At 34.4% G+C, this 21,365-nt stretch carries 18 protein-coding genes and 1 pseudogene; 12 read left to right on the forward strand and 7 right to left on the reverse strand.

The window, feature by feature from the left end; genetic code table 11:
• The first annotated feature begins 21 nt into the window (after window positions 1–21).
• From ES674_RS01705 to ES674_RS01745, 10 genes are all read left to right on the forward strand, one after another.
• Window positions 22–960: a bifunctional riboflavin kinase/FAD synthetase gene (locus ES674_RS01705; RefSeq protein ID WP_148402258.1), complete on the forward strand. Its 939-nt coding sequence runs from the start codon at window positions 22–24 to the stop codon at window positions 958–960.
• Window positions 947–2,278: an HTTM domain-containing protein gene (locus tag ES674_RS01710; RefSeq protein ID WP_148402259.1), complete on the forward strand. Its 1,332-nt coding sequence runs from the start codon at window positions 947–949 to the stop codon at window positions 2,276–2,278. Before ES674_RS01705 ends, ES674_RS01710 begins: the two co-directional genes overlap by 14 nt.
• A 33-nt stretch (window positions 2,279–2,311) precedes the next feature.
• Window positions 2,312–3,583, forward strand: coding sequence for a serine--tRNA ligase (gene serS / locus ES674_RS01715; protein WP_148402260.1), 1,272 nt, complete (start codon window positions 2,312–2,314; stop codon window positions 3,581–3,583).
• 156 nt (window positions 3,584–3,739) lie between these two features.
• Window positions 3,740–3,871, forward strand: a complete 132-nt coding sequence (locus ES674_RS15690; protein WP_262712255.1) for a hypothetical protein — start codon at window positions 3,740–3,742, stop codon at window positions 3,869–3,871.
• 171 nt (window positions 3,872–4,042) lie between these two features.
• Window positions 4,043–5,812: a tetratricopeptide repeat protein gene (locus ES674_RS01720; protein WP_170233942.1), complete on the forward strand. Its 1,770-nt coding sequence runs from the start codon at window positions 4,043–4,045 to the stop codon at window positions 5,810–5,812.
• A gap of 123 nt (window positions 5,813–5,935) precedes the next feature.
• Window positions 5,936–6,262, forward strand: a complete 327-nt coding sequence (locus ES674_RS01725; protein WP_148402261.1) for a DUF4286 family protein — start codon at window positions 5,936–5,938, stop codon at window positions 6,260–6,262.
• Window positions 6,263–6,295: 33 nt separating this feature from the next.
• Window positions 6,296–7,084, forward strand: coding sequence for a 16S rRNA (adenine(1518)-N(6)/adenine(1519)-N(6))-dimethyltransferase RsmA (gene rsmA, locus ES674_RS01730; protein WP_148402262.1), 789 nt, complete (start codon window positions 6,296–6,298; stop codon window positions 7,082–7,084).
• A gap of 24 nt (window positions 7,085–7,108) precedes the next feature.
• Entirely contained in the window at window positions 7,109–8,482 is a 1,374-nt protein-coding gene (gene mgtE / locus ES674_RS01735; protein WP_148402263.1) for a magnesium transporter, read from the forward strand.
• 177 nt (window positions 8,483–8,659) lie between these two features.
• Window positions 8,660–9,595 (forward strand): 2-hydroxyacid dehydrogenase, encoded by a 936-nt coding sequence (locus ES674_RS01740; protein ID WP_148402264.1) that lies wholly within the window; start codon window positions 8,660–8,662, stop codon window positions 9,593–9,595.
• Between the two features lie 64 nt (window positions 9,596–9,659).
• A complete protein-coding gene (locus tag ES674_RS01745) occupies window positions 9,660–10,118 on the forward strand; it encodes a DUF1801 domain-containing protein (RefSeq protein ID WP_148402265.1) in 459 nt (152 codons plus the stop codon).
• 33 nt (window positions 10,119–10,151) lie between these two features.
• Here the strand turns inward: ES674_RS01745 and ES674_RS01750 are convergent, their stop codons facing one another.
• The 6 genes and pseudogenes from ES674_RS01750 to ES674_RS01775 form a co-directional block, all read right to left on the reverse strand.
• The gene (locus tag ES674_RS01750; protein ID WP_148402266.1) at window positions 10,152–11,165 is read right to left on the reverse strand and encodes a carboxypeptidase-like regulatory domain-containing protein; all 1,014 of its coding nucleotides are present in this window, start codon (window positions 11,163–11,165) and stop codon (window positions 10,152–10,154) included.
• Window positions 11,155–11,553 (reverse strand): annotated as a pseudogene (locus tag ES674_RS01755) (glycerol acyltransferase); the annotation flags it as partial. The gene ES674_RS01750 and the pseudogene ES674_RS01755, both read right to left, overlap by 11 nt.
• Complete coding sequence (locus ES674_RS01760) at window positions 11,549–12,562, reverse strand: carboxypeptidase-like regulatory domain-containing protein (RefSeq protein WP_148402267.1); 1,014 nt, start codon at window positions 12,560–12,562, stop codon at window positions 11,549–11,551. The pseudogene ES674_RS01755 and the gene ES674_RS01760, both read right to left, overlap by 5 nt.
• Complete coding sequence (locus ES674_RS01765) at window positions 12,552–14,390, reverse strand: GNAT family N-acyltransferase (RefSeq protein ID WP_148402268.1); 1,839 nt, start codon at window positions 14,388–14,390, stop codon at window positions 12,552–12,554. The genes ES674_RS01760 and ES674_RS01765 overlap by 11 nt, the downstream gene beginning before the upstream one ends.
• Window positions 14,391–14,413: 23 nt before the next feature.
• The gene (locus ES674_RS01770; RefSeq protein WP_148402269.1) at window positions 14,414–15,664 is read right to left on the reverse strand and encodes an aspartate kinase; all 1,251 of its coding nucleotides are present in this window, start codon (window positions 15,662–15,664) and stop codon (window positions 14,414–14,416) included.
• 1 nt (window position 15,665) lies between these two features.
• On the reverse strand, window positions 15,666–16,145 hold the full coding sequence (locus tag ES674_RS01775) for a GNAT family N-acetyltransferase (RefSeq protein ID WP_148402270.1): 480 nt from the start codon (window positions 16,143–16,145) through the stop codon (window positions 15,666–15,668).
• Between the two features lie 120 nt (window positions 16,146–16,265).
• Here ES674_RS01775 and fbp point away from each other — a divergent pair, with 120 nt between their 5' ends.
• Window positions 16,266–17,273 carry a class 1 fructose-bisphosphatase gene (gene fbp, locus ES674_RS01780; protein WP_148402271.1) on the forward strand — a complete coding sequence of 336 codons (1,008 nt, stop codon included), beginning with the start codon at window positions 16,266–16,268 and terminating at the stop codon, window positions 17,271–17,273.
• Between the two features lie 48 nt (window positions 17,274–17,321).
• Here the strand turns inward: fbp and ES674_RS01785 are convergent, their stop codons facing one another.
• Window positions 17,322–17,753 (reverse strand): tellurite resistance TerB family protein, encoded by a 432-nt coding sequence (locus ES674_RS01785; protein WP_148402272.1) that lies wholly within the window; start codon window positions 17,751–17,753, stop codon window positions 17,322–17,324.
• A gap of 215 nt (window positions 17,754–17,968) precedes the next feature.
• On the opposite strand from ES674_RS01785, the gene mfd reads away from it, so the two are divergent.
• Window positions 17,969–21,325 (forward strand): transcription-repair coupling factor, encoded by a 3,357-nt coding sequence (gene mfd / locus ES674_RS01790; RefSeq protein WP_148402273.1) that lies wholly within the window; start codon window positions 17,969–17,971, stop codon window positions 21,323–21,325.
• Window positions 21,326–21,365 lie beyond the last annotated feature (40 nt).

Genomic DNA, 21,365 nt, shown 5'->3' on the forward strand with positions numbered 1-21,365 from the left:
TTGTGCAAATACCTTGTTAAATTGAAAATAATACAAACGCTCCATAGCGACTTTGAAAATGATACCGTTGTAACCATTGGCACTTTTGATGGTGTTCATATTGGACATCAAAAAATAATTGAAAGACTCGTTACTTCGGCAAAAAATAACGGATTAAAATCTGCTATTTTAACCTTCTTTCCTCATCCACGTATGGTATTACAAAAAGATACCAAAATAAAAATGCTTAATACCATTGATGAGAAAGCGAAAATTATGGAGGCTTTGGGATTGGATTATTTAGTGATTAAAAAGTTTACTACGGAGTTTTCACGTATCACCGCCAAGGATTTTGTTTCCGATGTTTTGGTAAAACATTTACACGCCAAAAAAGTAATTATTGGATATGATCATCACTTCGGCAGAAATAGAACCGCTAATATTGATGATTTGCGCAAATTTGGTGAAAAACAGGGGTTTAAAGTCGAAGAAATTTCAGCACAAGATATTAATGATGTTTCCGTAAGTTCTACTAAAATTAGAACAGCACTTTTAGAAGGCGACATTAAAACCGCAAACAGCTATTTAGGCTATAATTACATGTTAAATGGAACGGTTGTTCGCGGAAAAGGCCTCGGAAAAAACATAGGTTTCCCCACGGCAAATTTACATATAGAAGAAACCTATAAACTTATTCCAAGCGAAGGTGTTTATGTGGTAAAAGCTGAAATATCAAAACATATTTATTATGGTATGATGAATATTGGCATAAACCCAACTGTTAGTGCTGATAATAAACAATCTATTGAAATTAATTTCTTTAATTTGAATGAATCCTTATACGGTTCAGAATTACAAATTGACATGTTAGACCGTATCAGAAATGAACAAAAGTTTGATTCGGTAGACGCTTTAAAAGCCCAATTAAATCAAGATAAACTAGCTGCTTTGCAGTATATAAAAAATCATGAAACTCACTAATTTTCTATTTAAGCAAGTTGATAATTCATCTTTAATAATTTTCCGAATTATTTTTGGATTGCTATGCTTTTTAGAATCTATTGGCGCTATTTTCACAGGCTGGCTGGAACGCACTTTAGTACAACCTCAATTCACTTTTTCTTTTATTGGTTTTGAATGGCTCCAACCTTTACCTGGTAATAGCATGTACGTTTATTACGTCATTATGGGTGTTTTCGGACTATTTATTATGCTTGGTTATAAGTACCGTTTAAGCGCCTTTATGTTTACCATAATGTGGACAGGAACTTACCTCATGCAAAAAGCGTCTTATAATAACCACTACTATTTATTGGTGCTATTAAGCGCCATCATGATTATTTTACCTGCCCATAATAACATCTCTATAGACGCAAAACGCAATCCTAGTATTAAAGAAATTGCCATGCCTAATTGGTGTCGCTATGTTTTTGTTTTACAAATGTTTATCGTTTATACCTACGGAGCGATTGCTAAATTGTACCCAGATTGGTTGGACGGATCCATTATGGCCATTTTAATGAAAAGCAAAGAGCATTATTATGTAATAGGTTCATTTTTACAATATGAATGGATGCATTATTTTTTAGCCTATGGCGGCATTCTTTTCGACGGTTTAATTATACCTTTATTGTTATACAAACCAACACGGAAATTTGCGTTTTTAATATCGATATTTTTTCATCTATTTAATTCCTTCGTGTTTCAAGTGGGTATTTTCCCTTATTTATCTTTGGCTTTTGCCTTATTCTTCTTTGAACCGAAAACCATTCATAATTTATTTTTAAAAAGAAAACCTTTTTATACTGGTGAAGAGGTTATTGTTCCATCTTATAAAAAACCCATGCTGGTTGTTTTTGCCATCTATTTTTCGATACAAATTCTATTACCACTTCGTCATTATTTATTTCCACAATCGGTTTTATGGACAGAAGAAGGTCATAGAATGTCTTGGCGTATGATGTTACGTTCTAGAAGTGGACATACTATTTATTATGTGGTAGATAAAAAAACCAATTTAAAAACTACCGTTAATTTAAGCCATTATTTAACTCTAAAACAACAGCGTTTAGTTAGTGCGAAGCCTGATGTTATTTGGCAATTCTCTCAAGTTTTAAAAGAAGATTTCGCTAAAAAAGGACAAGACGTTTCGGTGTTTGTAGATAGTAAAGTAAGTATTAACGGACGCCCCTTTATTCCCTTTATAGATCCAGAAGTAAATATGGCTGCGGCCAAATGGTCTGCCTTTAAACATAGCGAATGGATTTTACCACCAAAACAAGACTATTTCACGCGCTAATTCCGTAAATTTGCCGCTTAAATTTTTAATTCTATGTTACAAATACCATTTATTAGAGAGCATAAAGATTTGGTTATTGAACGTTTAAAAAAACGCCAAATTGATGCTGCCCAAATGATCAATGAAGTCATTGCATTAGACGAGCAAAGACGTCAAGAACAAACAAATCTTGATAATATGTTAGCGGAATCCAATGCGCTTTCTAAAGAAATTGGTATTCTATATAAATCCGGTCAGGCCGAACAAGCCAACACGCTCAAAGCCCGTACTGCAGATTTAAAAATTGAAACTAAAGAATTAAACGACAAACTAAATGAAACGGCAGAGGCCTTAAATCAGTTATTATATAAAATCCCTAATGTTCCGAATGAATTGGTTCCTGCAGGAAATTCTGAAGAAGAAAACGAAGAGATTTTTAAAGAAGGAAGCATTCCTAAACTTCATGAAGGCGCGCTACCACATTGGGAGTTAGCTAAAAAATATGATATCATTGATTTTGAATTAGGAAACAAAATTACCGGTGCTGGTTTTCCTGTTTATAAAGGTAAAGGCGCCCGATTACAGCGTGCACTTATCGCCTATTTCTTGGATAAAAACACAGCTGCTGGTTATACGGAATACCAATTACCACTTTTGGTGAATGAAGCATCTGGTTTTGGAACGGGACAATTACCCGACAAAGAAGGCCAAATGTATCATGTAACCGAAGATAATTTATACTTAATTCCTACAGCCGAGGTTCCTGGAACTAATATTTTTCGTGACGTTATTTTAAATGAAAGCGAACTTCCTATTGGCATAACTGGCTACACACCTTGTTTTCGTCGTGAAGCTGGAAGTTATGGCGCTCATGTTCGTGGTTTAAACCGTTTGCATCAGTTTGATAAAGTCGAAATTTTACGCGTAGAACATCCAGATAATTCTTATAAAGCTTTGGATACGATGGTAGATCATGTAAGAGAAATTTTACGAGATCTGAAATTGCCTTATCGTATTTTACGTCTTTGTGGTGGCGATTTAGGATTTACGTCTGCTATGACTTATGATTTTGAAGTATTTTCCACAGCACAAGACCGTTGGTTAGAAATTTCATCTGTATCTAATTTTGAAACCTTTCAAGCTAACCGCTTAAAATTACGTTTCAGAAATAGTGAAGGCAAAAATGAATTGGCACACACGCTTAACGGAAGCTCATTAGCTTTACCTCGTGTATTGGCAGGAATTTTGGAAAACTACCAAACACTGGAAGGCATTGTTATTCCAGATGCACTAATTCCGTACACAGGATTTTCAATAATTGATTAAATTTGTAGCTTTTACCTGCTAGAATTTAAGTGATATTTATCAAAAAATCGTTAAAACGCAAATTTCACCTGTTGTTTAACGATTTTTTGCTGTTTTATTTTGTCAATTGGAAAATAATATAGAGATTCGTTTACCCTAAATCTAATACTGTTAACAATGAAAAATCTTGCTAGGCTTTTTCTTCTTATTATTCTAGCCGTAATTGCCGGCAATCTCATCTTTTCAGATTTCGATTTAAACCCAAAAAAACAAGTATCTGTAATGGCTTCAATAGCTGCAGATTCGTAACGCATTTTAGTATTACCCAATCAGGTAATTGAATCATTTTGTAGTATACAGTGGTTAATAGCACATTTATTTTGGTTGGCAAAATGCCTGAAATCTTTTCAGGCATTTTTTTTTATAAAAACATTCACAACATCTACTGTTCACTTTGTTATATTTACATAAAGTAATGCCATGCGATTTTTTATTCTATGCTTTTTGCTATCATCTGTCAGTATGTTTTCACAAGAAGACTTGCTCGCTAAAGAATATTATAAAAATGGGGAATTTGAAAAAGCTTTAAGCGCTTATCAAGATTTATATAGAAAATCTTCAAATAACAATGCGTATTTTCTAGAACTCATAAAAACGCATCAACAACTCGAGCAACTAGATCAAGCGGAAACTTTATTAATAAAGCAAATGGAGCGTATCATCTATCCAGCGCTTTATGTAGAATTGGGTTATAATTATCAATTAAAAGATAATTTAGAAACTGCTAATCTTAATTACAACAAGGCCATCACGTATATAGATGAAAACCCCAACTATGCTTTTTCCGTTGGAAAGTTTTTTGAAAATCGCTCACTTTTAGATCAAGCTGTCACGACCTATGAAAAAGCAATGGCCATAAAACCAGAGCTGAATTTTAATATCCAACTGGCTCGAATTTATGGTGAACAAGGAAATGTGGAAAAAATGTTTTTTAGTTATCTGGAATTCATAGGTTCCAATAGCTCATATTTAAACACTATAAAACGCGCCATGAGCGATTTTATAACGGAAAACCCAGAGAATGAAAACAACATTTTACTACGCCGAGTTCTTCTTAAAAAAGTTCAAGAAGAACCTAATTTACTATGGAATGAGTTATTAAGTTGGTTATTCATTCAACAAAAAGATTATAATAAAGCTTTTGCTCAAGAAAAGGCTATTTTTAATAGACAGCCCGAAAGCTTAAGCCGCATTGAAGAACTCGCTTTTATTGCTATGAATGATGACGCTTTTGATGTCGCGAAAAATATTTTCAACTATTTGGCAGAAACCGCACAGAATCCGGATGTTCAAATTGGTGCGCATTATAATTTGCTTCAAATTGATTTAAAAACGCAAACGGATATAAAAGCAATAGAAAGCACCTATTTAGAGCTTTTTAGAACCTTTGGAACCACTAGGCAAACCATTAAATTACAAATTGCTTATGCGCATTTTTTAGCATTTTATAAACATGATCCGTTAGCTGCTGATTTATTTTTAAAAGAAAGTTTAAAACTTCCTATTTCGGATTTGGAAGAAGGGCAAGTGAAATTAGAATTAGGCGCTATTCTGGTTTTACAAGAAAAATTTAATGAAGCTTTAATCTATTTCACACAGATTCAACGCAACCTAAAAAACAGTACGTTGGCTCAAGAAGCACGTTTTAAAGTAGCCCAAACTAGTTATTATAAAGGTGATTTTAAGTGGGCAGAATCCCAACTTAAAATTTTAAAATCGTCCACATCTCAACTTATTGCCAATGATGCCTTGGATTTAATGCTGCTCATTACAGATAATAAATTTGAAGATTCCACCCAAGCCGGTTTAACGCTTTATGCGAAAGCGGATCTAATGGCTTTTCAAAATAAACCCAATGAAGCGATTAGCATTTTAAACACCGTTTTAGAAAATTACAAAGGTCAATCTATAGAAGCTCAAGCACTTTATAAACAAGGTCAATTGTTTGAAGCCAACAAACAATACGAGAAAGCTGAAACCAACTACCAAATGATAGTTGTTAATTTTAAAGATGGGATTCTAGCTGACGACGCTTATTTTGCGCTAGCTGAATTATATGAAAAGCACCTCCAAAACCCCCAAAAGGCTAAAGAATTTTACGAACAAATAATCTTTAACCATCAAGACAGTATATTCTTTGTAGAGGCTCGCAAACGATTTCGGGAGTTGCGGGGTGACGCCGTTAATTAATAGCACGTAAAATCATCTATTGCATTAAAAAAAAGGCACAAACCTTTTGATGATGACCGCGAACTCCTGTAATTTTGCACAGAACAGATAAATAACAGCAGTTAAGCATAATAATCCAGCTATATGATTATATATAATGTTACCACAAATGTTGATAACGGGATTCATAACGAATGGTTATCATGGATGAAAACGGAACATATTCCAAAGATGTTGGCAACTGGACATTTTAAAGAGGCCAAACTAACCCGCGTTATCATTGAAGAAGAAATGGGTGGTGTTACGTATTCTGTACAATATCGTGCGCATTCTCGAGAAGGATTAGATAGTTATTATCAAAACCACGCCGATACGTTGCGATTAGAGGTTTTGAAAAAATTTGCTGATAAAATATTAGCATTTCGTACCGAATTAGAGGTTATTGAAGAATTTACGGCTAAGGTCAAATAAACTAGAAATAGTTTAAAAAAATAAAAATCAAACATGTCTGTAAAAGCAAAAAAACATTTAGGCCAACATTTTCTAACCGATGAAACCATCGCAGAAAAAATTGCCGATTCCCTGTCTTTTAAAGGCTATAAACATGTTTTGGAAATAGGTCCAGGAATGGGTGTGTTAACCAAGTATCTTCTTCAAAAAGATATTATAACACATGTTATTGAAATTGATCCAGAATCCGTTGATTATTTAAAAAACAACTATCTGAATCTTGCCGATCGGATTATTCAAAAAGATTTTTTAAAATACGATTTAAACGAAATTTTCAATCAAGAACCCTTCGCCATCATTGGAAATTTCCCCTATAATATTTCATCGCAGATTCTCTTTAAAGCTTTAGAAATGCGCGATCAGATTCCTGAATTTTCAGGGATGTTTCAAAAAGAAGTCGCCCAACGTATTTGCTCCAAAGAAGGCAGCAAAGTGTATGGTATTCTATCGGTTTTAACCCAAGCATTTTATGATGCCGAATACTTATTTACCGTACCACCAACGGTATTTATCCCGGCACCTAAAGTAGAATCTGGCGTGCTGCATTTAACAAGAAAAGCCAATTATGAATTACCGTGTAATGAAAAACTATTTTTTCAAGTGGTAAAACAAGCATTTCAACAACGCCGAAAAACTTTGCGTAACAGTTTAAAAACCTTTAACCTGTCTGATAATTTAAGAGCAAATAGTATATTTGACAAACGACCAGAACAGTTGTCCGTTTCGGCCTTTCTGGAACTAACACAGCTCATCGAAAATGATGTATCCGACGAAAAAGCATAATATCATAAAAAACAAAAAAACCGCATGGCCGACGAAAAAGAGAACATACAATTTCAGCTTACCGACGAAATAATTGAGCAGGTAGAAAATCTGATAGAAATTGGAGATAATGACGCATTAAAAACATTATTTCTAGATTTTCACCATGCCGATATTGCTGAAATTTTAGATGAACTTAATTTAGACGATGCCGTTTTTATCATCAAATTATTAGATTCGGAAACCACATCCGACATTCTGATAGAGTTGGACGAAGACACGCGGGAGAAAATTCTTAAAAACATGTCGGCTAAAGAAATTGCCGAAGAAATTGAAGAATTAGACACCGATGATGCTGCCGATATAATTGCTGAACTTTCAGAAGCCCGACAGGCCGAAGTAATTTCGCATATTGAAGATACAGATCACCGAGACGAAATTACCGAACTTTTAACCTATGATGAGGATTCTGCTGGAGGTCTCATGGCAAAAGAATTGGTAAAAGTGTATGAAACTTGGACCGTTGCAGGTTGTTTACGCCGCATTCGAACACAAGCGCAAGATGTTAGACGTGTACATTCCATTTATGTGGTAGATCGTCAAAACAAATTAATAGGAAGACTGTCCTTAAAAGATTTAATTGTAGCACGCAGCGATCAGAAAATTGCAGACATTTACATAACAAGTGTGGACTACGTTTTTGTAGACGAAGATGTAGAAGATGTGGCTAAAGTCATGCAAAAATACGATTTGGAAGCCATTCCTGTAGTCGATAAAAATTACACCCTTCTAGGCCGAATTACTATAGATGATATCGTTGATGTTATTCGTGAAGAAGCGGATAAAGATTACCAGTTAGCCGCTGGTATTTCTCAAGATGTTGAAGCAGATGATAGCATTTGGAAACTTACCAAAGCACGCTTACCATGGTTATTAATTGGTATGTTTGGCGGTTTAGGTGCCGCTGGAATTATAGAGCAATTTAACGATCACATGGGTGCTTTTGTGGTGCTGTTAAGTTTTGTGCCGCTTATCCAAGCAACTGCCGGAAATGTTGGTGTACAATCGTCAGCAATTGTGGTGCAAGGTCTCGCAAATGACAGCATTGATGGTAATATTGTAAAAAGGCTTTTAAAAGAAGCGTTACTCGGTTTGGTAAACGGTTTTGCCATAGCTTGTATTGGTTTACTCATCACACATTTTGTTTTTAATACACCGTATATCGTGTCTATAACCATTAGTATTGCACTTATTGCCGTGATAATTATGGCAGCTATAATTGGAACCTTTATTCCTATTTTCTTGGACAAACGCGGCATTGATCCTGCCGTTGCAACCGGACCTTTTATAACTACGAGTAACGATTTATTTGGTATTTTAATTTACTTTCTGATTGCTAAATTCATATTAGGCTTTTAGAGTTTTTGGGCGCTACCATAAAGGTCGCGTTATCCACTATATCTTTTCTTGTTTTTAAAAAACAAGAAAAGGATGCCGTTTCTACCGTTAGCGCAAATTATTGAAGGTATTTAAAACCGGTAAAAACATCCCAGTTTTAGTATATTTGTTATAAAGCAATTCGTTTATCTTCTAAAAATGAAAATACTACATCTAGACACCAACCATCCATTAATACTCGAGCAATTAGCGGCTTTAGGATTTCAAAATGATGAAGACTATACGGCATCTAAAACAGAAATTGAATCCAAAATTCAGAACTATGACGGTGTTATTATCCGTAGTCGATTTACCATAGATAAACAATTTCTGGATGCCGCAACCAACCTCAAATTTATAGGTCGTGTTGGCGCAGGCCTTGAAAATATTGATGGTGATTATGCCGCGCAAAAAGGCGTTCACCTTATTTCAGCTCCTGAAGGAAACAGGAATGCGGTTGGCGAACATGCTTTAGCCATGCTACTGTCTTTGTTTAATAAACTAAATAAAGCAGATCAGGAAGTTAGAAATGGCATTTGGTTACGTGAAGAAAACCGTGGTTTAGAACTGGATGGAAAAACTGTAGGACTTATTGGATATGGCCACATGGGAAAAGCCTTTGCTAAAAAATTACGTGGCTTTGATGTCACCGTATTATGTTATGATATTAAATCCAATATGGGTGATGAAAACGCCACACAAGTGGATTTAAAAACACTTCAATCCCAAGCGGATGTATTGAGTTTGCACACGCCACAAACACCGTTAACGTTAAACATGGTGGATGCTAATTTTATAAATGCTTTCAAAAAATCATTTTGGTTAATTAATACAGCTCGCGGAAAAAGCGTCGTGACTAAAGACTTGGTAACTGCTTTAAAATCAGAGAAAATTTTAGGTGCTGGATTGGACGTTTTAGAATATGAAAAAGCGTCTTTTGAAACCTTATTTTCTAACGAAATGCCAGACGCTTTTCAATATTTAATAAAAGCCGAAAACGTATTATTAACGCCTCATATTGCAGGTTGGACCATTGAAAGTAAAGAAAAATTAGCTCAAACTATTGTGGATAAAATACAAGCCAAATTTTGTTAGTATACTTTCAAAACCGATAGTTTTAAAAACAGTATTTCTCGCTTAATAATAAATTCTAAAAGTCATGGCAAATAACTGTAAATCACCAGAAGAATATATAAGTAAAACTCCAGAAGAACGTCACGAAATTTTAAATCAATTGCGTAAAACTATTGGAACCAGTTTATCAAAAGTTTTTGAAGAAGGCATGCAATATGGTATGATTAGTTATTTTGTACCGCATAGTATATATCCAGATGGCTATCATTGTAATCCGAAAGAACCACTGCCATTTATGAGTTTCGCTTCACAAAAAAATTCTATAAATTTATACCATATGGGTATGTATGCCATGCCGGAAATTCACGATTGGTTTGTTTCTGAATATCCAAAATATAGCAAATACAAACTGGATATGGGAAAAAGTTGTGTACGCTTTAAAAAAATAGAGCATATCCCCTTGGAGCTTATTGCTCAACTCTGCAAAAAACTAACCGCTGCAGAATGGATAACTGTTTATGAGTCCGAATTTAAAAAGAGCTAATTACAAAGTCATACTATAATGTTAAATCACTAATTACTTTTCCTCCGGCCAATAGTCCAAAGGCAACGCATCACCAACCCGATTATCACCAAAATACCCTTTAAAAATTAACGCATCAGCAGGCATATGATTCCCATTTCTATCTAAATAAAAATAGGTTTCATTACTGGTTACAACTGAATTCTTTTCTATATCATTTTCAGAAACAACCGTTAATGGTTCATGTAATTGCACCTGAAACATGGACGGATTATCAGTATTGGAAACACTAATAAAATTTTCAGCTTGAACTTCCTGACCGTTAAACAACAATATAAATTTATTCGCCTTTAGTTCCTCTTTTAATAATGACCGCATAAAATGTAATACCGATCCTTTGTACGCTTTTATTCGGTGCCTAATATACTTTCTAGAATTTGACTGAGACGTATAGAACATAGTTCCAGCATAATAAACTGAAGATGCATAATAATAATCTAGTTCCATTTGATAATTATAATCAATTTCAAAATCTTGCAAATCATATTGAATCTGATACTTTAAATTCTCATTCATTATAATTAAGGGTACCGAGGCAGTTGCTACTAATTTATTTTGAGACTCTATAAAATGTAATCGAATTGCGTCTTCATTCAAAATTTTACACGATAAGGCATTCCGAGTTGAGCCTAAAAAATAGGCTTTAAAATCCTTCATTTTTCGCTCTCGCGACCAAGAATCTTTAGAAACTAAATAAACTTCATTTAAAGCACTAATATCCTCAACTAAAAGAATGGATAGTTTTTCATTACCAGAATAGTCAGAAATTACTTGTTTTTTATAGCCTAAAAAAGAAATTACCAGCGGGCTGCTAACGGCAGTCGGTTTTTGGATATTAAACAAACCTTCTTCATTTGAAATTGTTCCGACTGTGGTATTATCAAAATAAACGGAAGCACCTTCAATAGGCTGATTTGTGTTAGAATCGAATATAACACCTGAAATCTCTTGAGAATAGGTCTGTAAAATACTAAATAAGGCAATAAAAAGCAGGTATTTAACTCTCATTTTGTTCTGATAATTTACGTTCTAACTCCGTTTGAAATTCTTCCATAACAGGCTTCACAGTGCTTTCTGGTAAGTCGGCAATTTTAATATACATCAAGCCATCTACCGAGTAATTAAATAGCGGATCCACATTAAAAGCCACAAGTCGGGCGTTTTGCTTAATGTATTTTTTAAGTAACACCGGGAGTCCTAAAGCACCTGGTTCCACCTCATCTATAATTTTATCAAATTTGTTTAAATCGGCTTCGGCTTCATCAAAAACGTAATCTTTATCTGCGTCTTTAAGTTTCACCTTAAATTTCTTTTTCGGATGCACATATTGCGCCACATAAGGATCATAATAATGAGATTTCATAAACTCTATCATCAGCGATTTAGAGAAATTAGTCAGTGGTTGGTTGATAATCTAAGGGAAGCGCATCACCAATACGACGACTGCTAAAATACCCCGAAAACATGAGTGAATTTTCAGGCGAATGGTTGCCATTTTCATCTAAAAAGAAGTAGGTTTTATCGCTGTTAATCGCAGATTTCTTCTCCCAATCCTTATCATAAGTAACAACTAAAGGTGTGAGTAATCGTACTTTAAAAACGGATTCATCTTCGGTATCAGTAACGAAAACAACATTTTCTGGTGATACTACGGCACCATTATATATCAATTCAAAATTATTATCAACCAGTTTTCCATCTATTACAGAGCGCATAAAGTGTAAAACTGAACCATTATAGGTTTTTAATCGGCGTTTAATAATTCGCCTGTTTTCTGATAAAGACTGATAAAATAGTGTTCCTGCATAGTAAAATGAAGAAGGAAAATATTGATCTACTTCTTCATAATAATCAAATTCAAGTTCAAAATCTTGCAGATCATACCGAATCTGATAGTTCAAATTCTCATTAATTATAACCAAAGGTGCGGAGGCCGATGCCACCAATTTATTTTCAGTTTCTAAAAAACGCAAACTGATAACATCTTCATTTAAGATTTTGCAGGATAAGCCATTACTAGTCGTTCCCAAGAAATGCGCTTTAAAATACTTCATTTTCTTTTCTCGCGCCCAAGAATCGCTGTTAACTAAAAACACTTCATTTAACGCATTAATATCTTCTACTAAACGAACGGATAGTTTTCTATCAGCAGAATAATCAGAAAAAACTTGTTCTTTATAACCTAAAAAAGAAATTACTAGCGGACTGCTAACAGCAGCCGGTTTTTTAACACTAAATAAACCTTGTTCATTTGAAATAGTTCCAACTGTGGTGTTATCAAAATAAACGGAAGCACCCTCAATAGGCTGATTTGTGCTGGAATCAAATATAACACCAGAAATTTCTTGAGAATATGTCTGTAAAACACCACATAAAGCAATAAATAGCAGATATTTAGCTTTCATTCTGCTCCGCTAATTTACGCTCCAATTCTGCCTGAAATTCTTCCATAACAGGTTTCACGGTGCTTTCTGGTAAGTCGGCAATTTTAATATACATTAAGCCATCTACAGAGTTATTAAATAACGGATCCACATTAAAAGCCACAAGTCTGGCATTTTGCTTTATGTATTTTTTAAGTAATACCGGAAGTCTTAGAGCTCCTGGTTCTACCTCATCAATAATTTTATCAAATTTATTTAAATCAGCTTCGGCTTCATCAAAAACGAAATCCTTATCTGCGTCTTTAAGTTTCACCTTAAACTCCTTTTTAGGATGCACATATTGCGCCACATAAGGATCATAATAATGCGATTTCATAAACTCAATCATCAACGATTTAGAGAAGTTGGTAAACTGGTTACTAATACTTACACCACCAATTAAATATTTATGTTCTGGATAACGCAACGTTGTGTGCACAATACCTTTCCATAATAAAAACAAAGGCATTGGTCTTTGTTGATAGCTTTTTATAATAAATGCACGACCCATTTCAATGGATTGGCTCATCATGGTATAAAGTTCCGGTTCAAAACGGAACAAATCTTGTAAATAAAAGCCATCAATACCATAGCGTTTAAAAATTTCCGATCCCAATCCCATTCTGTAAGAACCCACTAATATGTTCTCATCGGAATCCCATAAAAACATATGGTGGTAATAGGTATCAAAAGTATCTAAATCAATAGCTTCATTGGTACCTTCTCCAACTTCACGAAACGTTATTTCACGTAGTCGTCCAATTTCCTGTAAGATATTAGGAATTTCCAAAGAAGATGCTAAAAACACCTCATAATTTTTACTTTGAAGTAATCTAGAATCGCCTTCGCGAAGTACTTCAACTTCCTGAATCATCAATTTTTTATCAATTTCGCCCACAATACGTTTAGGCGGTTTTGACGGTTTTGGTAATTTTAAATTGGTAGAAATATTACTTAATAAATTACCCTTTTCATCAAAAGAATTAGATAACATGTACGTTCGTCGTCTTAAAAATTCTGAAAGACCTTCCAAAGTGCTATGTTCATTTTGGTCCACTACCGAAATGGTTCTTCCAATACGCACTTTTATAACCCGACGTTTTTGCGAAATCACTTCACTCGGTAATTTAGCAGTTCTAAACGTATCTCCTAATTTGGACAATCTATAAAAAAGCGAACTGTTTTTAGCATGAAAATAAATAGGAACTACTGGTACTTGTGCCTTTTGAATTAGCTTAATAGCAGTACGCTCCCATGGTTTATCAATAACTAATTTACCATCGCGATGTGTAGATACTTCACCCGCTGGAAAAATACCCAAAGGATGGCCGTCACGTAAATGTAAAATCGAATTTTTAAATCCTGCAAGACTAGATTTGATATCCTTTCTATTCTCGAAAGGATTTACGGGCATGATATAAGGCTTTAAAGGCTCAACTCTATTGAGCAAGAAATTGGCAATAATTTTATAATCTTTCCGTTGCTCTAACATCAATTTTAAAAGTAAAATACCATCAATACCGCCCAACGGATGATTGGAAATGGTAATAAATGGACCTTCTTTTGGCAAGCGCTTTAAATCTTCTTCGGGAATTTCGAATTTTATTTCATATTCATCTAAAATGGCATTCAAAAACGCTACTTCAGATAAATGTTTATGTCGATTATAGACGTCGTTTACATTGGTTATTTTCAACAACTTCATCATACTCCAGCCCACAAATGTGCCCATAACTCCAAATTTGTCCAGTTTAATGGCATGTGCTACTTCTTTGGCTGTTACTAAACCTTTATCTGATTCTTTACTCATTTACAAAACTGTAATTATTTGGTTTATGCGGTAATCATTTGCATAGTTTCTTGAGCTAACTGCTTCATTAAAACCGTTTTACCTAGTTCTAATTTAGCAACTGCCTCGTCATTATAATGTCTGATTGTGTATAAAGATACATTTTCATGACAAGTTACCTTAAATTTCGCCTTCAAATGTTGGAGTAATTTGTCTAAATTTTTATAAATATCTTCCACACATACTGAAAAACTGATGGCTGAATTTTGAATCACATCTACTTTCATTTTATATAAATGCAATAAATTGAAAATATCACTGATGTTTTCTTCAACAATATAAGAGAAATCTAAAGATGATAATGAAATTAACACCTGATTACGCTTCAAAATAAAACAAGGTACTTTTGGTTCTATACCAATCCCTTTTCCTACACGTGTTCCAGCATTTTTGGGGTTTAAAAATGATTTTACAAACAACGGAATCTCTTTTCTTTGTAAAGGCTGCAAAGTTTTTGGGTGAATTACCGAAGCACCATAAAAAGCCAACTCAATTGCTTCTCTATAGGATATATTATTAAGTAATTGCGCGTTTTCAAAATAACGGGGATCGGCATTTAATACGCCGGGAACATCCTTCCAAATGGTAACACTTTCCGCATTTAAACAATAAGCTAAAATGGCGGCTGTATAATCACTTCCTTCTCGTCCTAATGTGGTGGTGAAATTATGAGCATCACTACCTAAAAATCCTTGAGTAACGTGAAGTTTGCTCTTGTTGAAATTGGTAGAAATTTGAGTTTGCGTGTCTAACCAATTCACATTAGCACGTCTGTAATAACTATCGGTTTTAATAAATTCACGCACATCCATCCAGTTGTTTTCAAAACCAACTTGATTTAAATAGGCACTTACAATGGCCGATGAAGCCAATTCACCATATCCAATGGCTTGATCGTACACAAAGTTATAATCCGGCGATTTATTTCGATTAAAAAAAGCCATCAACTCATCGAATAAATGAGATACTTTCTTAAAAATAGGATGGTTTTCATCTGGAAATAAATCCATTAAAATTTCATTGTGAAACTTGCGAACATCTTGAAGGGAACTTTGTAATTCGGGTTGATTATCAAAATAATTACCAATGACAATTTCTATTGCATTGGTCATTTTTCCCATAGCAGAAATAACAATCAAGGTATCATCATAACCTGTTTCTTTCAAAACGGTTACTAAATTTTTTACGCCTTCTGCATCTTTAATGGATGCGCCACCAAATTTAAATACCTGCATATTATATATTTGAAATATAATTTTTTATGCCTGCTTCATCCAAATGTACAACGTCCCAATCGCGCTTAACATCAGCACCTTTTTGTTCGTAAAATTGTATGGCCGGTTCATTCCAATCTAAGACCTCCCAACAAATACGTTTCACGTTTAATTTGCTTCCATATTTTACCACTTCATCCAAAAGCATCGTACCAATTCCAAGTCCGCGTTGTGATTGATTAACCACTAAATCTTCCAAATGTAATACTGGACCTTTCCAAGTAGAAAAGCGCATATAAACTAAAGCAATTCCTAAAACTTCCTGATTAGATTCGGCCACAAAACAATGAAAAACGGGGTTCTCACCATAACCGTGCAGTTCTAAATCGGCAACCGTAACCTCAACGGCATCGGGTTCTTTTTCATAAACTGCTAATTGGTTTATTAAATCTAAAACCGATTTCATATCTTCTTTTCGGGCGTCTCGAACTATTATACTCATAGGAAAAATTTGTCGTAAATATAGTTTAAACTTGCGTATTTACCCATATATATGTTTGGTGAAAAGGTGTTAATGTGCTAAAAAGTACGATATTTGCAAAAACATTATACATACGTTTCCATGTCAAGAAAAAACCAAACGCTCGGTGAATTTATAATTGAGAATCAATCTTCCTTCAAATATACATCTGGCGAATTGTCCCGTTTGATAAATTCCATCCGATTGGCGGCAAAAGTGGTCAATCACGAAGTGAACAAAGCAGGTTTGGTAGATATTTTAGGTGCTTTTGGCGAAACAAATGTTCAAGGCGAAGAGCAGCAGAAATTAGATGTGTATGCTAATGAAAAATTCATCCAAACCTTAACCAACAGAAATATTGTTTGCGGGATTGCCAGTGAAGAAGAGGACGATTTTATCACTATTAACAGTCAAGACGAAAACAACAATAATAAATATGTTGTTTTAATGGATCCTCTAGATGGTTCATCAAATATTGATGTAAATGTTTCGGTTGGAACTATTTTTTCGGTTTATAGACGTGTTACACCTGTAGGAACGCCAGTTCAGTTGGAAGATTTTCTTCAAAAAGGAAATCAACAAGTTGCGGCAGGATACGTTGTTTATGGAACATCAACTATGTTGGTTTATACCACAGGACATGGCGTAAACGGTTTTACTTTAAATCCAGCAATTGGAACATTTTACTTATCACATCCAAATATGACCTTTCCCGAAGATGGTAAAATATACTCGGTAAATGAAGGTAATTATATTCACTTTCCACAAGGCATTAAAGACTACATTAAATATTGTCAAATGGAAGAAGGTGACAGACCCTATACATCGCGTTATATAGGTTCTTTAGTTTCCGACTTTCACAGAAATATGATAAAAGGTGGCATTTATATGTATCCAAAAAGCTCAAAAACCTCTAATGGAAAATTACGTTTATTATATGAATGTAATCCTATGGCATTTTTAGCGGAACAAGCACAAGGTAAAGCCAGTGATGGTTTTATGCGAATTCTAGATGTGGAACCAACCGAACTTCACCAACGTGTCCCTTTTATTTGTGGTAGCAAAAACATGGTAGAAAAAGCGGAAGAGTTCATGCGTTTAAACGCATAAAAAAGCCACTTTAAAAAGTGGCTTTCCTATATATTTTAAATCGAAATCTTAACGATTCATATTTTTCATTTCTTCAGTAAAGGTATCAATATCAACACCATTGCTTACAAGTGTTAACGCTTTATCAACAATATACTTAACGTTTTCAGATGTAAATCCAAGTCCGATGGCTATTTTACACATAACCACTTCTTCATGATTACCTATTATATAATCCACAGAAACCATACGCGCCAAATCAAATAAACGCTCCAAACGTTTGTCATAAGATGTTGGTGGATTAATAGGATGCGACTGGTAATCCTTTAAGATTATTTTGTACTCGCCTTCACTAATATCCAAGTTTCTGGCTAAACGGTCTAAAAATGCTTTTTCCTCATCGGAAATAATACCATCATCCATAGCGACTCTAACAATGGATGCAAAATGATCTTCGTTGCGTTTTTTAAATCCGCTATCAAATAAATCTGAAAATGACATAATTTTTTCTTTTTATTCTCGATGTGTCGAGAGTGCAAATATAAATAAAGTTACCGCCTTTAAAAATATAAATATTTCTTTTTTGAAAGCAGTTTTCAATGCTTATTATTTCGAAAAATAAAAGTCTAAATGTCTTTTTAAAATTAATTTAACCCAATTTTAAAATAACAAGTATAAAACTGTAAGTAGTATATTTGCATAAAATAAAATTGCTTTTGAGTAAATCTATCCTCTCGCAAACATATGCACAGGCTTTGCAAACGCAAAATCTGCAAACTGCTATTGCCCAAACTGACTGTCGCACGCATTTAAAAGGGCTTGTTGGCTCTGCATTTTCGCTAGTTATTAGTGAAGCTTTTAAACAAGCAGACAAACCTTTTCTACTTGTTTTTAACGATAAAGAAGAAGCCGCTTTTTACCTCAATGATTTGGAAGCCATGCTGAATGATAAAGACGTTCTCTTTTATCCAGGCAGTTACCGCAGGCCATATCAAATTGAAGAAACTGATAATGCGAATGTTTTATTGCGTTCAGAAGTTTTAAATAGAATTAACTCGCAGAAAAAACCGGCTATTATTATCACCTATCCGGATGCGCTTTTTGAAAAAGTGGTTACCAGAAGAGAGCTTGAAAAAAACACCCTTAAAATAGCGCTCAATGATAATTTATCTATCGATTTTGTAAACGAAGTACTATTTGAATACAAATTTAAACGCGTCGATTTTGTGACAGAACCAGGCGAGTTTTCCGTGCGTGGTGGAATCGTGGATGTTTTTTCATTTTCAAATGATGAACCCTACAGAATTGAATTTTTTGGTGATGATGTGGATAGCATCCGAACCTTTGATGTGGAAACGCAACTTTCCACAGATCAAATAAAGAAAATAAGCATTATTCCTAACGTAGCGAATAAATTTTTAGATGAAAGTCGCCAAAGTTTCTTAAAATATATTGCTCAAAAGACGGTTATTTTCACCAAAAATACCCAGCTCATATTTGATAGAATTGACGATTTTTATAACAAAGCCGAAGACGCTTTTAAAAACTTATCTTCAGAATTAAAGCATGCCAAACCCGAAGAATTATTCTGTGATGCTTCGCTATTAAAAAAGCAGTTTTTAGACTTTAATTTAGTGGAATTTGGAAGTAAAGCGGTGTTTGCAGATGCCGCAAAAACGGGTCAAGTTATAAACTATAACACCACACCTCAACCCTCTTTTAACAAGCAATTCAATTTATTAATTGATGATTTAAACCTGCATCACGATCGCGGTTACACCAATTATATTGCTTGTGTAAGTGAGCAGCAAGCCAAACGTTTTCATGATATTTTTGATGATGCCCAGGAAACTGTTCATTATAAAACCATTGTACTTACCTTATATCAAGGTTTTGTAGATCACGAAAATAAAATAACCTGTTATACGGATCATCAAATATTTGAGCGCTATCATAAATTTCATTTAAAAAATGGTTACGCTAAAAAGCAAGCCATCACTTTAAAAGAATTGACCAATTTAGATGTTGGCGATTATGTTACCCATATTGATCATGGTATTGGCCGCTTTGGTGGGCTTCAAAAAATAGATGTTGAAGGTAAAAAACAGGAAGCGATTAAATTAATTTATGGCGAACGCGATATTTTATATTTAAGTATTCATTCGCTACATAAAATCACCAAGTTTAACGGTAAAGATGGCAAACCGCCTAAAGTTTATAAATTAGGAAGTAAAGCTTGGAAAATACTTAAGCAAAAAACGAAGTCGCGCGTTAAGGAAATAGCCTTTAATTTGATTCAGGTTTATGCCAAACGAAAATTAGAAAAAGGGTATCAATACCACCCAGATAGCCATATGCAACATGAGTTGGAAGCGTCTTTTATTTATGAAGACACGCCCGATCAAAGTTCTGCAACAGCCGATGTTAAAGCGGATATGGAAAGTGAACGTCCAATGGATCGTTTAGTTTGTGGCGATGTAGGTTTTGGTAAAACGGAAGTTGCTATTCGTGCAGCATTTAAAGCAGTGGATAATGGCAAACAAGTGGCCATTTTAGTACCAACCACTATTTTGGCATACCAGCATTCACGAACTTTTAAAGAGCGATTAAAGGAATTTCCTGTAACCGTAGATTACTTAAACCGTTTTAGAACCGCTAAAGAAAAGCGCGAAACATTAGCCAATTTGGAATCTGGTTCTGTAGATATTATTATAGGAACTCATCAATTGGTAAACAAAAATGTCATATTTAAAGATTTAGGTTTATTGATTGTTGATGAAGAACAGAAATTTGGAGTTGCTGTAAAAGAGAAATTAAAGACTTTAAAAGACAACGTGGATGTACTTACCTTAACAGCTACACCAATTCCGCGAACTTTACAGTTTAGCCTTATGGCAGCGCGCGATTTATCAGTTATTACCACAGCACCGCCAAACCGGTATCCAATAGAAAGTCATGTAGTTCGTTTTAGCGAAGAAACAATTCGTGATGCGGTAACCTATGAAATTCAACGAGGTGGACAAATATTTTTCATTCATAACCGTATTGAAAATATCAAAGAAGTAGCTGGAATGATTCAGCGTTTGGTTCCTGATGCCAAAATTGGTATTGGTCACGGACAAATGGAAGGCAAGAAATTGGAACAACTCATGCTCGCTTTTATTAATGGGGAATTTGATGTTTTAGTCAGCACAACCATTGTAGAAAGTGGCTTGGATGTACCAAATGCAAACACCATTTTTATTAATAATGCGAATAATTTTGGATTAAGTGATCTGCACCAAATGCGTGGTCGTGTGGGACGAAGTAACAAAAAAGCCTTCTGTTATTTTATTACACCGGAATATTCAGCCATGACAGACGATGCCAGAAAAAGAATCACTGCATTAGAACAATTTAGCGAACTAGGAAGTGGTTTTAATATTGCCATGAAAGATTTAGAAATCCGTGGTGCTGGCGATTTATTAGGTGGTGAACAAAGCGGTTTTATTAACGATATTGGTTTTGAAACCTATCAAAAAATTTTGAATGAAGCCATTGATGAATTGAAAGAAACTGAATTTGCAGATTTGTATGAAGATGATGGTAAGGAAAAAGATTATGTAAAAGATATTACTATAGATAGTGATTTTGAATTACTTTTCCCAGATGATTACGTCAATAACATTGCCGAACGACTGAATTTATACACTAAGCTTAACGATATTAAAACAGAAGTTGAACTCGAAAAATTTGAAAGTGATGTTCGCGATCGATTTGGCGAATTACCAACTCAAGTTGTGGATTTATTCAACAGTGTCCGCATAAAATGGATTGCTACCAAAATGGGACTGGAAAAAGTGGTGATGAAACAAGGTAAACTTATTGGTTATTTTATTACCGACCAGAAAAGTGGGTTTTATCAGAGTAATAATTTTACTCGCGTTTTACAATTTGTACAATCCCATCCTCAAGCTTGTAAAATGAAAGAAAAACAAACCCGCAATGGACTACGTTTATTATTAACATTCGAAAACATTAAAAGTGTGGCTAAAGCGCTGCAAGCCTTAGAGCCCATTATTAAATTGAATTAACCCTGCTTTGGCATAGCCCTTGTAGGTATATATGAAATTA

Origin of the sequence: Bizionia myxarmorum, from assembly GCF_008086205.1 — a bacterium.
GTDB classification, from domain to species: domain Bacteria; phylum Bacteroidota; class Bacteroidia; order Flavobacteriales; family Flavobacteriaceae; genus Algorimicrobium; species Algorimicrobium myxarmorum.

Bases quoted from the DNA above. Each gene is read 5' to 3' on its own strand.
- ES674_RS01710 (WP_148402259.1), top strand. From the start codon at position 947: ATGAAACTCACTAATTTTCTATTTAAGCAAGTTGATAATTCATCTTTA.
- serS (WP_148402260.1), top strand. From the start codon at position 2,312: ATGTTACAAATACCATTTATTAGAGAGCATAAAGATTTGGTTATTGAA.
- ES674_RS15690 (WP_262712255.1), top strand. From the start codon at position 3,740: ATGAAAAATCTTGCTAGGCTTTTTCTTCTTATTATTCTAGCCGTAATT.
- ES674_RS01720 (WP_170233942.1), top strand. From the start codon at position 4,043: ATGCGATTTTTTATTCTATGCTTTTTGCTATCATCTGTCAGTATGTTT.
- ES674_RS01725 (WP_148402261.1), top strand. From the start codon at position 5,936: ATGATTATATATAATGTTACCACAAATGTTGATAACGGGATTCATAAC.
- rsmA (WP_148402262.1), top strand. From the start codon at position 6,296: ATGTCTGTAAAAGCAAAAAAACATTTAGGCCAACATTTTCTAACCGAT.
- mgtE (WP_148402263.1), top strand. From the start codon at position 7,109: ATGGCCGACGAAAAAGAGAACATACAATTTCAGCTTACCGACGAAATA.
- ES674_RS01740 (WP_148402264.1), top strand. From the start codon at position 8,660: ATGAAAATACTACATCTAGACACCAACCATCCATTAATACTCGAGCAA.
- ES674_RS01745 (WP_148402265.1), top strand. From the start codon at position 9,660: ATGGCAAATAACTGTAAATCACCAGAAGAATATATAAGTAAAACTCCA.
- ES674_RS01750 (WP_148402266.1), bottom strand. From the start codon at position 11,165: ATGAGAGTTAAATACCTGCTTTTTATTGCCTTATTTAGTATTTTACAG.
- ES674_RS01760 (WP_148402267.1), bottom strand. From the start codon at position 12,562: ATGAAAGCTAAATATCTGCTATTTATTGCTTTATGTGGTGTTTTACAG.
- ES674_RS01765 (WP_148402268.1), bottom strand. From the start codon at position 14,390: ATGAGTAAAGAATCAGATAAAGGTTTAGTAACAGCCAAAGAAGTAGCA.
- ES674_RS01770 (WP_148402269.1), bottom strand. From the start codon at position 15,664: ATGCAGGTATTTAAATTTGGTGGCGCATCCATTAAAGATGCAGAAGGC.
- ES674_RS01775 (WP_148402270.1), bottom strand. From the start codon at position 16,145: ATGAGTATAATAGTTCGAGACGCCCGAAAAGAAGATATGAAATCGGTT.
- fbp (WP_148402271.1), top strand. From the start codon at position 16,266: ATGTCAAGAAAAAACCAAACGCTCGGTGAATTTATAATTGAGAATCAA.
- ES674_RS01785 (WP_148402272.1), bottom strand. From the start codon at position 17,753: ATGTCATTTTCAGATTTATTTGATAGCGGATTTAAAAAACGCAACGAA.